The organism is Mycobacterium sp. IS-2888, assembly GCF_001954215.1.
Classification (GTDB): Bacteria; Actinomycetota; Actinomycetes; order Mycobacteriales; family Mycobacteriaceae; genus Mycobacterium.
In genome coordinates this window covers 181,899-197,156 of record NZ_MBET01000099.1, presented here as the reverse complement: position 1 = coordinate 197,156, position 15,258 = coordinate 181,899, and the positions used below count along the sequence as shown (strand labels likewise).

At 65.6% G+C, this 15,258-nt stretch carries 14 protein-coding genes; 8 read left to right on the top strand and 6 right to left on the bottom strand.

Annotated features, from left to right (window positions below; genetic code table 11):
• Window positions 1-65 precede the first annotated feature (65 nt).
• From A5745_RS19775 to A5745_RS19740, 8 genes are all read left to right on the top strand, one after another.
• Complete coding sequence (locus tag A5745_RS19775) at window positions 66-1,058, top strand: Rieske 2Fe-2S domain-containing protein (protein WP_076118272.1); 993 nt, start codon at window positions 66-68, stop codon at window positions 1,056-1,058.
• A complete protein-coding gene (locus tag A5745_RS19770) occupies window positions 1,055-1,672 on the top strand; it encodes a cysteine hydrolase (RefSeq protein WP_076118269.1) in 618 nt (205 codons plus the stop codon). Before A5745_RS19775 ends, A5745_RS19770 begins: the two co-directional genes overlap by 4 nt.
• A complete protein-coding gene (locus A5745_RS19765) occupies window positions 1,669-3,321 on the top strand; it encodes an acyl-CoA synthetase (protein WP_076118334.1) in 1,653 nt (550 codons plus the stop codon). Before A5745_RS19770 ends, A5745_RS19765 begins: the two co-directional genes overlap by 4 nt.
• 97 nt (window positions 3,322-3,418) lie before the next feature.
• The gene (locus A5745_RS19760; protein WP_076118267.1) at window positions 3,419-4,627 is read left to right on the top strand and encodes a cytochrome P450; all 1,209 of its coding nucleotides are present in this window, start codon (window positions 3,419-3,421) and stop codon (window positions 4,625-4,627) included.
• Window positions 4,628-4,648: 21 nt separating this feature from the next.
• Window positions 4,649-5,863, top strand: a complete 1,215-nt coding sequence (locus A5745_RS19755) for a CaiB/BaiF CoA-transferase family protein (RefSeq protein WP_076118332.1) — start codon at window positions 4,649-4,651, stop codon at window positions 5,861-5,863.
• Window positions 5,860-7,005, top strand: a complete 1,146-nt coding sequence (locus A5745_RS19750; protein WP_076118265.1) for a thiolase family protein — start codon at window positions 5,860-5,862, stop codon at window positions 7,003-7,005. The genes A5745_RS19755 and A5745_RS19750 overlap by 4 nt, the downstream gene beginning before the upstream one ends.
• A gap of 117 nt (window positions 7,006-7,122) precedes the next feature.
• Complete coding sequence (locus tag A5745_RS19745) at window positions 7,123-7,545, top strand: DUF6069 family protein (RefSeq protein ID WP_076118263.1); 423 nt, start codon at window positions 7,123-7,125, stop codon at window positions 7,543-7,545.
• Window positions 7,546-7,562: 17 nt separating this feature from the next.
• The gene (locus A5745_RS19740; protein WP_076118261.1) at window positions 7,563-8,285 is read left to right on the top strand and encodes an NAD(P)-dependent oxidoreductase; all 723 of its coding nucleotides are present in this window, start codon (window positions 7,563-7,565) and stop codon (window positions 8,283-8,285) included.
• A gap of 47 nt (window positions 8,286-8,332) precedes the next feature.
• On the opposite strand, the gene A5745_RS19735 is transcribed toward A5745_RS19740, so the two are convergent.
• Genes A5745_RS19735 through A5745_RS19710 form a run of 6 tightly spaced genes read right to left on the bottom strand, consistent with a single transcriptional unit; the run spans window position 8,333 to window position 15,103 of the window.
• Window positions 8,333-9,520, bottom strand: a complete 1,188-nt coding sequence (locus tag A5745_RS19735; RefSeq protein WP_076118258.1) for an acyl-CoA dehydrogenase family protein — start codon at window positions 9,518-9,520, stop codon at window positions 8,333-8,335.
• Complete coding sequence (locus A5745_RS19730; RefSeq protein ID WP_076118256.1) at window positions 9,521-10,585, bottom strand: acyl-CoA dehydrogenase family protein; 1,065 nt, start codon at window positions 10,583-10,585, stop codon at window positions 9,521-9,523.
• A gap of 2 nt (window positions 10,586-10,587) precedes the next feature.
• Complete coding sequence (locus A5745_RS19725) at window positions 10,588-11,418, bottom strand: amidohydrolase family protein (RefSeq protein ID WP_076118254.1); 831 nt, start codon at window positions 11,416-11,418, stop codon at window positions 10,588-10,590.
• A complete protein-coding gene (locus A5745_RS19720; protein WP_076118252.1) occupies window positions 11,415-13,034 on the bottom strand; it encodes an acyl-CoA synthetase in 1,620 nt (539 codons plus the stop codon). Before A5745_RS19720 ends, A5745_RS19725 begins: the two co-directional genes overlap by 4 nt.
• 12 nt (window positions 13,035-13,046) lie before the next feature.
• Window positions 13,047-14,249 carry an amidohydrolase family protein gene (locus A5745_RS19715; protein ID WP_076118250.1) on the bottom strand — a complete coding sequence of 401 codons (1,203 nt, stop codon included), beginning with the start codon at window positions 14,247-14,249 and terminating at the stop codon, window positions 13,047-13,049.
• The gene (locus A5745_RS19710) at window positions 14,249-15,103 is read right to left on the bottom strand and encodes an enoyl-CoA hydratase (protein ID WP_076118330.1); all 855 of its coding nucleotides are present in this window, start codon (window positions 15,101-15,103) and stop codon (window positions 14,249-14,251) included. Before A5745_RS19710 ends, A5745_RS19715 begins: the two co-directional genes overlap by 1 nt.
• Between the last annotated feature and the right edge of the window lie 155 nt (window positions 15,104-15,258).

Here is a 15,258-nt window from a genome sequence, read left to right as displayed (position 1 = left end):
CCGACCGAACTGCTGAAATCTATACTGTAACGGACTTAGTATCAACGCTCACGGGAGGCGCCGGCGTGAAAGTGCCCTTCACCTGGAAGGTAACCGGCTGGTTCATGGTTGGGTGGTCGCCCGAATTTCCGATCGGCGAGGCGCGGCCGCTGCACTACTTCGGCGAGGATCTGGTGGCCTACCGCGACGAGTCGGGCGAGCTGCATGTCCTGGAGGCGCACTGCAAACACCTCGGTGCGCACATCGGCCACGGCGGCACCGTAGTGGGCGACTGCGTCCAGTGCCCCTTCCACGGGTGGCGCTGGGGCCCCGACGGCACCAATCGATACATCCCCTATCAACCGGACCGGCCCAACCGCGCGCTGCGGCTGCGGGTGTTTCCCGTGCGGGAGCAGTACGACTGCGTGTTCGTCTGGCACCAGCCGGACGGCAAGGAGCCACAGTGGGAGATGCCGGACATCTTCCGCAAGTTCCCTCAATTCGAGACCGACCCGGCGGCCTATTACCGGGCGTATCCGGAGTTCTCCCGGCGCGCGGAGCGCGAACCGGTACATCCGCAGATCGTGGCGGAGAACGCCCCGGACAGCGCCCATTTCGAGTATGTGCACCACGCCACCGTGACGCCCAGGGTGCTGGACTGGAAGATCGTCGACCACGAATGGCGGTTCGTCGCGGGTTGGCCGGACGCCAGCAGCGACGACCCGGAGGATCTCGCGCTGCGATTCCACAGCCACCTGTTCGGTCTGGGCGGGGCGATCAGCGTCTTCGAGGGCGCGCAGAACCATCGGCTGATCTTCACCTGCACACCGGTCGACGACGAGTGCTCCGACCTCTTCTACTCGATCTGGTGGCCTCGAATCCCCGGCGATTCCGCCGATGTGCCTGACGGCAAGTTGCGCGAGGTCATCGAAAAGCAGTTCCTGTCCACCGTCTTCGACGATCTGCAGATCTGGCGCTATCAGAAATATGTGGAGCGCCCACCGCTCTCCAAGGTCGACGCGAAAGGGTATATGGCACTGCGTAAGTGGGCGACCCAATTCTACGAAGTTCCGGCATGACGGCACTTCAAGACCTTGCGGCGCCCGCGCACACCGCGATTGTCACCCAGGAATGCCAGGGCGCGGTCATCGGCCCGCACGCCGGCCTGGCCGCGCTCGCGAAGGAGGCGCGCCGCGTTGCGCTGCCCAACATCGTGCGGCTGCTGCCGGCGGCGCGGGCGGCTGGTGTGCGCGTCGTGCACTGCCTGGTGCAGCGACGGCCCGACGGGCTGGGCTCGAGCCACAACGCGAAGATCTTTGCGCTCGGGCGCGGCGAGGTGGACATCGTCCCCGGCACGCCCGGTGCCGCGGTGTTGCCCGAATTGGGTCCCGAACCAACGGATCTGGTGCTGAGCCGGTGGCACGGCGTCGGGCCGATGGGTGGTACCGACCTTGATGCGGTGCTGCGGAACCTCGGAGTATCCACCATCGTGGTGGTCGGTGTTTCGCTGAATATCGCGATACCCAATGTCGTGATGGATGCGGTCAACGCCGCCTATCGCGTCATCGTGCCCCGTGATGCCGTCGCCGGCATCCCGACCGAATACGGAGAGGCCATCATCGCCAACACCCTGTCGCTGCTGGCGACCATCACCACGACCGACGACCTGCTCGGGGTATGGACACGGCCATGACCGACACCGCAACACAATTCACGGTGCCAGCCGTCGCGACAGCCGTCGCCGCCGCGATTCCCGATCGGGAGTTGCTGATCCAAGGCGAGCGGCGCTACAGCTACGCACAAATCCTCGAGCGATCGAACCGGCTCGCCTCATATCTGCACTCGCGGGGACTGGGATGTCACACCGAGCGCTCAGCGCTCGCCGGACACGAGGTGGGCCAGGATCTACTCGGCATCTACGCATACAACGGGAACGAGTTCGTCGAGGCGTTGCTCGGCACGTTCGCCGCGCGGGTTGCGCCCTTCAACGTCAACTTCCGGTACGTCAAGAGCGAGCTGCAGTACCTGCTGGCGGACTCGGGGGCGACCGCGCTGATCTACCATTCCGCGTTTGCGCCGCGCGTGGCCGAGGTGCTGCCGGACCTGCCGCAGCTACGCGTGCTGATTCAGATCGCCGACGACTCGGGCAACGACTTGGTCTACGGCGCAGTGGATTACGAGACCGTCGTCGCTTCCAGCTCGCCCGCGCCGCCACCGGTGCAGCCGTCGCCCGATGACTTGTACGTCCTGTACACCGGGGGCACCACGGGGATGCCGAAGGGTGTGCTGTGGCGCCAGCATGACATCTTCATGACGTCGTTCGGCGGGCGCAGCCTGATGACCGGGGAGCCCTTCGCCTCCATCGACGAGATCACGGCGGGGGTAGTCGCGGGCCCCGGCACCAAGTTGATGATTCTGCCGCCGCTGATCCATGGTGCGGCCCAGTGGAGCGTGATGATGGCGATCACAACCGGGCAGTCCGTCGTCTTCCCTTCCGTCGTCGATCATTTGGACGCCGACGAAGTGGTGCGCACCATCGAGCGGGAACGACTGCCCGTGGTGACCGTAGTGGGCGACGCGATGGCGCGGCCGCTGCTTGCCGCCATCGAAAAGGGCACAGCCGACGTGTCGTCGCTAGCCGTGGTCGCCAACGGCGGCGCGTTGCTCACCCCGTATGTCAAGCAGCGCTTGATCGACGCGCTGCCCAGCGCCGTCGTCGTCGATGGCGTCGGATCCTCGGAGACCGGTGCGCAGATGCACCACCTGTCGACGTCGGGCGCGGTGTCGACCGGAACCTTCAACGCTGGACCGGACACCTTCGTCGCGGCCGAGGACTTGACCGCGATCCTGCCACCAGGGCACGACGGCATGGGCTGGCTGGCGCAGCGGGGCTACGTTCCGTTGGGTTACAAGGGTGATGCGGCCAAGACCGCCAAGACATTTCCGGTGATCGATGGCGTGCGCTATGCGATCCCCGGCGACCGGGCACGCCACCGCGCCGACGGCAGCATCGAATTGCTGGGCCGCGATTCGGTGACGATCAATTCCGGCGGCGAGAAGATCTTCGTCGAGGAGGTCGAGACCGCGATCGCGTCGCATCCCGCGGTAGCCGATGTGGTGGTGGCCGGGCGCCCGAGCGAGCGGTGGGGCCAGGAGGTTGTTGCCGTGGTCGCGCTGGCCGAAGGCGCCGACGCCAGCGCCGACGAGCTTGTCGCACACGCCGCACAATCCTTGGCTCGCTACAAACTTCCCAAGGCGGTGGTGTTCCGTCCGGTGATCGAGCGCAGCCCGTCGGGCAAGGCCGATTACCGGTGGGCGCGCGAGCAGGCGGTGAACGCGTGAAGTACCAACGCAGATAAACCCATATTGTCTACTGTAAGAATTACAGTACGATCGTACGCGAGGACCGCCCGTTCACGGCAATCATGTTGGAGATCAGGTGACGACCAACGTTCACACCGCCGCCGGCACCGGCGACGAAACCGTCAGCCTGCGCGACCCCTACCCCTTCTTCGCACATAAGCGCCGGCAGGCCGGCATTTTCCGCGGCACCGTGATGGACTACTCGAAGACGCCCGAATCCCTGATGCCCAAACGGGAGTACTCCGCGGTTTCGTTCAACGCGGTCAACACGGTGTTTCGCGACGGCCGGGTATTCAGCTCCGAGCCCTACGACAAAACGATCGGCCTGTTTATTGGGCCCACCATCCTGGCGATGGAGGGAAAGAAGCATCGCGATCATCGCAACCTGGTCTCCGCCGCGTTCAAGTCGAAGGCGCTGGCGCAGTGGGAGCCCGCCATCGTGCGGCCGGTCTGCAACGCGTTAATCGACGAGTTCATCGACGCCGGTACGGCGGATCTGGTCCGGAATTTCACCTTCGAGTTCCCCACCCGCGTCATCGCCCGGCTCCTCGGCCTGCCCGACGAAGACCTGGGGATGTTCCACCAGCGCGCTGTGGAGTTGATCAGCTACCACGTCAACTATGAGCGGGCCTTCGAGGCGTCGGCGGCGCTCAAGGACTACTTCGTCGAACAGATCGAGCGGCGCAAATCCAAGCCCACCGAGGACATCATCGGCGACCTGGTCACCGCCGAGATCGATGGTGAAAAGCTCAGCGACGAAGCCATCTACTCCTTCCTGCGCCTGCTGCTGCCCGCCGGATTGGAGACCACCTACCGGTCGTCGGGAAACCTGCTGTATCTGCTCCTGACGCATCCGGACCAATTCGCCGCCGTGCAGGCCGACCACGAACTGATCCCCCAGGCCATCGAGGAGGGACTGCGATTCGAGACGCCGCTGACCACCGTGCAGCGGTTCACCACCGAGGACGCCGAAGTGGAAGGCGTTGAGATCCCGGCACGCTCGGTGATCGGCGTGTGCATCGGCTCGGCGAATCGCGACGAGCAACGCTGGGAGCGTTCGGAGGAGTTCGACATCTTCCGCAAGCACATGCCGCACATCTCTTTCGCCGCCGGCGAGCACACGTGTTTGGGCCTGCACCTGGCGCGGCTGGAAACCCGCGTCGCCCTCGAATGCCTGCTGAATCGGTTGACCAACGTCAACCTGCTGGCGGACAACGACCCACACATCCACGGTCAGCCGTTCCGTTCGCCGACGGCGCTTCCCGTGACGTTCGAGGCGAAGTAGGGTCCGGGAATGGTCAAGGTAATGGAGGGCTTTCGGGTCCTGGAGCTTGCGCAGTTTACGTTCGTCCCCGCGGCGGGGGCCATCCTCGCGGACTGGGGCGCCGACGTTCTCAAAGTCGAGCACCCGGTGCGCGGCGACACCCAGCGCGGCTTCCTCAACATGGGCGGCATCCAGGTCGACCCGGACCGACACCCGTTGATGGAGCACCCCAACCGGGGCAAGCGCAGCATCGGGATCGATGTTTCCACGCCGGGCGGCCAGGAAGTGATCTACGAACTGGCCAAGACGTCCGACGTGTTCCTGACCAATTACATGCCCGCGCAACGGCAGAAGCACAAGTTCGACGTCGAACACATCCGCGCGGCGAACCCGGACATCGTGTATGCCCGCGGTTCTGCGTACGGCGACAAGGGCGCCGAGCGTGACGTCGGCGGGTACGACGGGACGGCGTTCTGGACGCGCAGCGGCATCGGATACGCGCTGACCCCCGAGGAGCTGGGCGGCGCACTGGGGCAGGGCATTCCAGCGTTCGGCGATTCTATCGGCGGCATGTTCATCGCCGGCGGCATCTCGGCCGCGTTGCTGCATCGTGAGCGCACCGGCGAGGCCCTCGAGCTCGACGTGTCGTTGCTGAGCACCGCCTGGTGGGCGGCGGGGGCGAGCGTGACGCAGGGCATGGAGACCGGCGAGGTCATGCGCACGTTCATGCCGGGTTCCGGCGCGCCGTCGGTCAATCCGTTCATGGGCAATTACGAAACCTCCGACGGCGGCACGATCAACCTGTGCATCATCAGCCCGACCGGCTTGATCCGCGACACCTTCGAGCATCTCGGCATCCCCGAGGCCGCCGACGATCCCCGCTTCGCCGACGTGCTCCCATTGATACAGAATGCCGACGCGGCCGCCGAACTGATCGCGAAGGCCTTCGCCGGCAAGCCCTTTGAATACTGGCGCCAGCACCTGAAAACGATGAAAGGCCAGTGGGCGCCGTTCCAGAGCCTGATCGACCTGGCCAGCGATGAGCAGGCCATCGCCAACGACATGATCAGCGAAGTCGAGCTCGCCAGCGGCGGCGAACCGTTCAAGGTCGTCCGCGGCCCGGTGCAGTTCAACCACGAGCCGCTGGTGACCACCAGGGCGCCCCAGGCCTCCGAGCACACCGAGATCGTTCTGATGGAGCTCGGCATGGACTGGGATCGCATCGCCGAATTGAAGGAATCGGGAGCCATTGCGTGAATGACGTTGCGATTATTGGGGTTGGGCTGCACCCGTTCGGTCGGTTCGAGGGCAAATCCGCGATGCAGATGGGAGCGGATGCGATTTTCGCCGCGGTTGCCGACGCCGGTGTCGCGTGGCAGGACATCCAGTTCGCCACGGGTGGCAGCTGGACGGTGGCCAACCCCGATGCAATTGTCGCGATGGTCGGTCTGACCGGCATCCCGTTCACCAATGTGTTCAACGCGTGCGCGACCGCGGCCAGCGCGGTCAAGGCCTGTGCCGATGGGATCCGGTTGGGCGATTACGACATCGGCATCGCCATCGGCTTGGACAAGCACCCGCGCGGGGCGTTCACCGAAGACCCGGCGCTGGTCGGTATGCCGAGATGGTATGCCGAGAACGGGCAGTATCTGACCACTAAGTTCTTCGGGATGAAGGCGAACCGCTATTTACACGAGCACGACATCTCTCAGGGCACGCTCGCTAAGGTCGCGGCCAAGAACTTCCGCAATGGAGCGTTGAACCCCAACGCCTTTCGCCGCAAGCCAATCCCCGAGGACCAGATCCTGAGTTCGCCGATCCTGAACTACCCATTGACCCAGTACATGTTTTGCGCACCCGACGAGGGCGCCGCGGCCGCGGTGATGTGCCGGGCCGACATCGCACACCGCTACACCGCCAAACCCGTATACCTGCGTGCCGCGGAGGTTCGCACTCGCCGCTATGGCGCCTACGAGGTCAACACCACCTTCGCCCCGGTCGACGAGGACGTGTCACCGACCGTCTATGCGGCCAAGGCCGCATTCGAAAAGGCCGGCGTGGCGCCGGACGACGTTGACGTAATCCAGTTGCAGGACACCGACGCCGGCGCCGAAATCATCCACATGGCCGAATGCGGGTTCTGCGCGCACGGTGATCAGCAGAAGCTGCTCGCCGACGGTGCCACCGAGATCGGCGGTGCGATGCCCGTCAATACCGACGGCGGGCTGATCGCCAACGGAGAGCCGATTGGCGCATCCGGACTGCGCCAGATTCACGAAATAGTTCGTCAACTCCGCGGCGAGGCTGGAGACCGGCAGGTCCCGGGCAATCCGAAGGTCGGGTTCACTCAGCTATACGGGGCGCCGGGCACCGCCGCCGCCACGATATTGACGACCTGACCTCGGTCACGCGGCGCCCACCACCAGATCGCCTGTAACTTTCGCGCGGGCCGTTTCGTCGTAGTAGCGAGCAGGGAAAATCGCTTCCCGCACAGCAGCTCGGCGGAAGGAATTGCGATGGCGCATTTCACTGGACATCTCGCGGTGCGACGCCACGCCGGTCGTGTCGGCGTCCTCGCGATCGCCACCGCGGCAACCGGTCTGGCGTGGCTGTTGGGACGGATAGCCCGCGTTGACTACATAGTGGATACGCCGATCGGCACCCGGGAAATCACCCTCGCGCTGACCATCGTCGCCACCGTGGCTGCGGGCATAGCCGGCTGGATCGCGATCGCGCTGCTCGAGCGCTACACCTCATCTCCCCGAAGCATTTGGATCGCGCTGACCCTGGTCGTCCTGGTGGTATCCATCGTGCCGGTCTTCCGGACGACCGCGACCCTAGACACCCAACTCATGTTGACCGCGCTGCACTGTGTGGCCGCAGCGGTCCTGATCCCCGCTCTGCCTCAGCGGCACAAGACGGCAACCCGCCGCCGGTAACTATCGAAGGAGTACTCATGCATACCGTGATTTTCGGTGCCAATGGCTTGACCGGGAGGCTGCTGACCCGGCGCGTGCTCGACGCCGGTCACTCAGCGATTGCCGTGACCCGGCGCCCCGACGACTTTCCGATCACCGATCCGCGGCTGACGGTAGCCGGCGCGGACGTGCGGCGCGAGGGCCTCGCCGGGATGGTTGGCGGCGCCGACGCCGTCCTGTCGACGCTCGGTGTGCCGTTCACCCGCCAGCCCGTCGACACGTATTCGGTGGGCACCCGCAATGTCGTGAACGCGATGCGCGAAACCGGCGTCAATCGGCTCGTGATCGTGAGCTCCACCGGCGCCTACCCTGCGCCGGGCCGCCGCCAAGCGCCGCTGATGCTGCGACTATTTGAGCCGATCATCACCCGCACAATTGGTAAGACTGTCTACGACGACATCCGGCGGATGGAGACGTTGGTGCGCGAGAGCGGCCTCGACTGGACGATCGTGCGTCCGTCGGGATTGTTCGATCTGCCTCAGGTTACCAATTATGTTGCCGGAGAAGTGGATCCGGTCGGCGCATTCACGGCGCGCATCGACTTGGCGGACTACCTCGTCAAACTTGCCCAAGATGGGACGGCGAGGCGGAAGACGGTTGTCGTCTCTACAACCGAGCACACGCCCACGGTGTGGGAAATGATCCGACGCGAAGCCTTCAAGAGCGACGCGCAGGCGACGAATGCCGCGGCGTCACCTTAGGAACCGCAACGATATTGACGGCCTCAGCCGCGACGCCGAACGGCGCGTCAGGAAACTTTCGGCGGCGCGTACGCGGGCTTGCCGAGCCCAAGCGCGTACTGGCCGATCATGTTTCGGAACACCTCCAGCGTGCCGCCGTAGATTCCGACCAAGGGGGCGAACCGATAGGCGTATTCCGCGCTGCCGTCGTCGGCGGCTCCGTCGGTCCCGTACGGCAGGGCCGACGCCGCCCCGAGGATGTCCATCAGCTCCGGGGAGATGTCGCGCATCGTTTGTGCGATGGCGACCCTGCCGTAGATGTTCGGGGACGACAGCGCCGCCTCCAACCGGGCGAAGCTGCGGCCCAGTCGGTACGCGACCGACTTGTCATCGACAAGCCGGCGGCCGTCGGGGCCGGGCTGCGTCACGCGCACCACGGCCTTGTCCACCGCCTCGGCCAGCGAGCCGGCCTGGTGCATCATGATCGACGTGTCCTGCAGCCCGTCGGGCGCGGCGGCGACCGCGCCGTGCTCGGTGTTGAGCGGCTCCCGCAGCACCGTCCAGCCCGCATTCACCTCCCCGAGCCGATACTTGTCGTCGACGCGGACGTCGCTGTAGTAGACGATGTTGGTCCGGTCGCCGTCGACCGTGCGGATGCCCTGGATTTCGATGCCCGGGGTATCCAACGGCACCAGAAACATGGTCAGGCTCTTGTGTTTCGGCGCATCGGGGTCGGTGTTGGTGATCAGAAAGACATACTGGCAGTTGTGCGCGCCGGTGGTGAACATCTTGGAGCCGTTGATGACCCACGCGTCACCGTCGCGCACCGCGCGGGTCTTGCAGGTCGCGACGTCGGAGCCGCCTTCCGGTTCGGTGTAGCCCAGGCACAGCCGGACCTCGCCGCTGAAGACCTTGGGCAGCACCTCGTCGCGAACTTCCGGTGACCCGAACTTCTGCACCGAGCGCGCCACCATGGCGGTGGTCCCCCACGTCACCCACGGCACGTGCGCGCGGCGCTTCTCCAGCTCCCAGATGCGCCGATGCACCCGGCTGAACCCGCCCTCCGATTCGGGCTTCCACTCCTTGGCCAAATAGCCTGCGGCACCGAATTTGAGATGCAGACCTTCGTCGAAGTTGTCGCCGGTTTCGCGGTCTCGCCGCCTGACCTCTTCGGTCATGTGGGTGCCCAGAAAGTTCCGCGCCTCATCGAGGAAGGCCTGGTCCGCATCGGACAGCTCAACCCGGGAGAAATCCATCTAATGCTCCTGTCCTACGGGGGCGCATTCACGGGCGGTCACAATCTCGGCGACCCGCTGGGCGGTTGCACCCGGGTCGCCGCCCGCCAGCGGCCACCCCCTGGCCCGGACCAGATACGCAGTCGCGGCGGCCTCCGACGAAACCCCAAGCCCGCCTTGGATGTGCACCGCCATGGTTGCGGCTTTGGCGGCCTCCTCGGCCATGAACACGAATGCCGACGGCGCCAGCTCGGGTCGTTCGTCGGGTTCGTTGTCCAGGAACCACGCTGCGCGCCGGGCGAGGTTGCGACCGCCCTGGACGGTGATGGCCATGTTCGCCAGCGGATGCGAAATCGCCTGCAGCGTCGAGATGGGCACACCCAGCGTGTAGCGGGTCTTGGCGAATTCCGCGGCGATGGTCATCGTTTCCTCGACCAGGCCCACCAGGGCCGCAGCGGTCAGCAGCCGCCACTCATCCAGCGCCCGCGTGTAATTCGCGATCGCGTCGGGTCCTTCGGCGATGACCGTGCGGGCGTCGGCCGCGGCCGGATCCACCCACGCCATCGGTAGCCGGCCGATGTTGTCGACCGTGGCCGGCCGGGTGCCGAACGTCAGGCGCACCACCTGATCGCCGTCGCGGACGACGATGTGGTCGGCGATCGACCCGGTCGGTATCAGGCGCGGGCCCGGCGAGCCGTCGAGGCGCGCATCGAGCGCGGCGAGCTGTTCTCCATTGGTCACGCCGGCGGTTTCGGCGCCCAGTGCGTCCAGGCGTCCCAGCAGCCGCGCCGCGCAGACATGGTCGATCCACGGGACCGGCGCCAGTGACCGGCCGATCTCTTCGGCCACCAGGGTGAGATCGACCAACGTCGCCCCGTCACCGCCACACGATTCCGGTAGCGCCATCGTGGTCGCGCCCATCGCGCACAACCGCTCCCAGAGGTTCTTGTCGAAGCCGGAAGGCTCTGCGGCGCGCACCGTTTCGATCGGGCAGTGGGTTTTGAAGAACTGCCTGTAGGCGTTCTGCAGGTCCACGTGGTCGTCGGACAGGCTGTAGTCCAGTCTGCGCAGTTCGAAGCGGTCCATGGTCAGTGCTCCTGTCCGAAGAAGAATTCCTGCGCGTTGTTGTAGAGGTAGTTGTCCAGGACCTCGGCCGGCAGGTCCAGCGCACGGGCTTCGGGTATCACGCGGCGCATGCGCAGGACCGGCCAGTCGGACGCGTAGATCACCTTGTCGGGACCGCGCGTGCGCATGTAGTGCAGCAGGCTTTCCGGCAGCCGCTTCGGCGACCATGCCGATGTCATCAACCGCAGGTTGGCGTACTTGAGCAGCAACCGGATCGCGACGTCCCACCACGGGTCCGCGCCGTGGATCATGCACAGCTTCAGTTCGGGAAACCGCACGCACACGCGGTCGAGATGCATGGGGTGCTGCACCTCGCCGGGAATCGGTGGTCCCGGGATGCCGGTGTTGACGCACAGCGGGAGATCGATCTCCGCGCACTTGGCGTAGAGCGGGTAGTAGACCGCGTCACTGGGCGGATACTGGCCGTCGCCCCAGAAGCTCGGCCCCACAACCGCATACGCGACCGGCAGGTCGCCGACGATCCCGCTCAGTTCCCGCAATGAGCGCACCGGACGCAGCAGGTTGACCCCGCCCATGGCCAGCGCGAACCGATCCGGCTTGGCTTCGACGAACTTGCGCGCGGTGGTCGACGGATTGGCGAGCGAGTCCATCAGGATCGCCTTCTGGACACCTTGCTCGTCCATCTCGTCGAGCAGCTCGGACAGGTCGACCGGAGCGAACATCGACTCCGGCCCCTTGAAGTAGTCGTCGCGGACCTTGAGCATCCAGGAGGGCTGGGAATCCGTCTCACCGAAGTGCACGTTGACCAGGCAGTCGATCGCTCCCGTGTTCATGACACCTTCTGTTCGGCTTGCTCTCGGGCCCAGCGGTAGTTGGGCTTACCGTTGCCGAGCCGCTGAATCTGCTCGACGAAGATGAATGCCTTGGGCGCCTTGAAATGCGCGAGCTGCGCGGTGCAGAAGGTATAGAGGTCCTGCCCATCTCCGCCGAGGTCGGCGCCCGGGTGGGCGGCGACGAGCGCGACGACTTCCTGGCCCCACCGTTCGCTCGGGCGCCCCACCACGAGGGCGTCGGCGATGCCGGGATGTGCGCGCAGCACCTCCTCGACTTCTTCGACGAACACCTTTTCGCCCCCGGTGTTGACAACGAGTGAATCGCGGCCGAAAAGGCGGATGGTGCCGTCCTTTTCAAGGGACGCCCGGTCGCCCGGGATCACGACTCGCTGGCCGTCGATCTCCGGGAAGGTCCGTTGGGTGCCATCGGGATCGCTGAAGTATCCGAGCGGAATCCGGCCGGTCCTCGCGGCCCAGCCGATCTCCTGCTCACCGGGCTCCAGGAACCGGCTGCGGTCGGCTGAGACGACGGTGGCGCCGACCCTGGGTTCGAAGGTTTCGCTGGCGTGCCCGTCGCGGCTGTGCCCGAACGCCATGTTCCCGGATTCCGACGATCCGTAGCCTTCGATGATGGTGATGTGCGGCAGGCATTCCATCAGTGCCCGTTTGTATTTCGCGTGGGTGGCCGCGCCGCCGGTGCCGATGGCGTTCAGCGCCGACAGATCGTAGGTGTGCGCCTGTAGTTCGGCGACCAGCGGGCCGGCGTACGCGTCGCCGACCATCGTCATCATGCCCACCTTTTCCCGCTCGGCGGTTTCCCACACCGACCGCACGTCGAGCTTGTGGCGATCGTCGTAGAGCACGACGGGCAGGCCCGCACAGAGCGCCGCGAACGCGGTCCACATCCCCGCCGCGTGCATCAGTGGCGAGACCGCGAACCAGGGTGGGCCGCCGGGGCGGACCTTGTCGTGGATCTCGGTGACGCTCTCGTGGTCGGCGCCCACCATCGACGACACGTACATGTCGCTTTGGCGCCACAGGACTCCCTTGGGCCGTCCCGTCGTTCCGCCAGTACACATCATGATCAAATCGTCCGGCGATCCAGCCAGGTCGAGGTCGGCGGCACCGGCGGCCAGGGCGTCATCGAGCGAGATGGCCCCCGGCAGTTCGGAAGCGCCGCTTCCGTCGTCGACGGAAACCAGCAACTCAGTGCCGTTGGGCGGCAACACCTCGGCGAACCGGGCGCCGAGCGAGCGGTGATAGATGATGCCCCGCGGACGGATGTAGTCAAGCAGGTCGCCGATCTCACGCATCGAGTAGTGATGGTTGACGTTGACCGGAACCACGCGCGCCTTCAGGCATCCGATCAGCATGTCCGGATACAGGTCGTTGTACATGATGAGCGCGATCCGGTCCTGACCACACTCCCATCGTTCGAGCGTGTCGCGCGACGCGTAAACCCCGAATCCCTTGTCGATGAGGAAGTTTGCCAGCCTACTGGTTCGAACTGCCGAGTCGGCGAAGCTGCTGCGCCGGTCGCCACAGGCAGTCATCAGGCGGTCTGGTACCACCTCGGCGATCGCGTCGAGTACCGCCCCGACGGTCCATTCGCTCACCGGGCTGGCCGCCTAGGCCGCCACTGGGGCTGTGACGCCCAGCAGATCTAAGGCGTTCTCGCGCATGATCTTTCGAATATCCGCGTCGCTGAAATCCTTAAGCTCCCCGACAAACGACAACGGGGACTCGAGGCCCTCGCCGTGCGGCCAGTCGGAGCCGAACAGGATCTTGTCGACGCCAATGACTTCGGCCAACTCCGGCAAATCGTCCTCGTAGTAGGGGGCGATCCAGACGTTGTTGCGCAGCTGTTCCACCGGATCCTCGGGGAAATCACGGGGCTGGGTGTTGGCCGCCTTCTTGAGGCGTTTGACCAGCCGGTGGACGAAGTACGAACCGTTTTCGATGCTAACCGCCTTGAGTTTCGGATGCCGGGTGAACACGCCGTGCACGATCATCGAGGCCATGGTGTCATGAATTGCACGGTCGTCGAGGAGAACGTTATCCAGCGGGTCCTTGGCGCCGAATCCCTCGAACGTCGACTTGCCGCCCCACGCCGCCGCGATGTGCAAATAGCCGCTGTCGCTCAAGTGGAATCCCACCGGAACGCCCGCCTCGGCCAGTCGCGCCCACACCGGATCGTGGCTGCGATCACCCAGTGACCGCGGCTTGACCAGGCCGGGCACCGGCGCCGGTCGCACCAGCACGAGCTTGGCGCCGCGCGCCAACACGAACTCCAACTCGGCGAGGGCCTGGACCGGATCGGCCAGCGAGATGATCGGCGCGGCGATGATCCGGTGGTCGGGCCGGTCGAAGCCCCAGTCCTCGTCCAGCCACAGGTTGAAGGCGTGCACCGACGCCATCGTCGCCTCGATGTCGTGCTTGAGCGCCTCCTCGACCCCACAACCGAATGTCGGCAGCATGAACACGGTCTCGATGTCCTGGGTGTCCATCACCTGAATGCGCGCATCACGGTTCTGGTACTCGGGATGTTCGGCCAGTCGCTCGACCTTCATCAGCGACGCCGGGTCGACGCCTTCGGGAATCTCACCGCGGAACAACAAGTCCAGGCAGCCCGGCACGATGATCGGGTCGAAGGTCGGATTGGGAACGAAATGGTTTACCCGGCCCCCGATCACGGCCAGAGTGCGCTTGCCTTGGGTGACCATCTGCACGCCGCGGCTCTTGAACGCCTTGTCCAGGTGGCGGGTGAACGCGTCGAGCGGTTCGTAGTAGTGGTTGTCGACGTCAATCGCCTTGTACCGCAAGCTGCCCATCATGATTCCTTTCCAGTACCCGCGAGCGAGGGAAACTGCGGCGGGCGCTTCTCGAGGAAGCTCGTGATCCCTTCGATGACGTCAGGTCGCGGCATCGCCTCGTGCAGCAACACCTCGGCACGCGAAGTGGCTTCCACGACATCGCGCGTCGCGTCGCCGTATACCTGCGTCTTGATCACGGCCATCGACGCCGGCGAGCAATTGCGCGCGATGTCCTCGGCGTAGTCGAGCGCACGCTTCATCAAGTCTTCCGGCGCGACGACCTCTTTGACGAGGCCCAGCTGGGCGGCCTCCTCGGCGAGGAAAGTGCGCCCGCTCAGCAACAGGTCGAGGGCGACGCCCCAGTTGGTCAGCCGGGGAAGTATCCAGGAGATGCCGAATTCCGCGATCAGCCCGCGGCGGGCGAACACGGCGGCGAACTTCGCTCCGGCGGCGGCGAACCGGACGTCGCACATCAGCGCCTGGGTGAGCCCGATGCCGACGCAGGAACCGTTGATCGCGGCGATGACGGGTTTGCGCAGCGTGGTCACGAAATGCGGCGGGCGTTCGCCAACCAGGTCGGCCAGGTCGGTCCGACCCGCCTTCTCCATGGTCTCGCCCATTTTGGCCGCCGAACCGGGCGCGCCCAGGTAGGCGCCGGCGCAGAATCCCCTGCCCCGGCCGGTCAGCACGATCACCCGGACGTCCGGGTCCTGTTCGGCGCGGTCGACGGCGGCGTAAAACCCGGCGGCAAGGTCGGGGCCCCAGGCGTTGAGGCGCTCGGGGCGGTTGAACGTGAGGATCGCGATTCCACTATCGGTGGCCTCGTACAGCACAGCGTCTTCGGCGTCTGAGGCGCCGTCGCTGCCGGACATCGTGCGCGGCACCCCCTCGTGCTTGACTGCCGGATTCGGTGGGCTTTTTGTACCCATACTGTATACCTATCGGTACCGCATTCCACAACTGCCACCGGGGCCACACGAAACCCGGGCCAACAGCGAATTCCGTGTCGCCGAAGTCGTCGACGGAA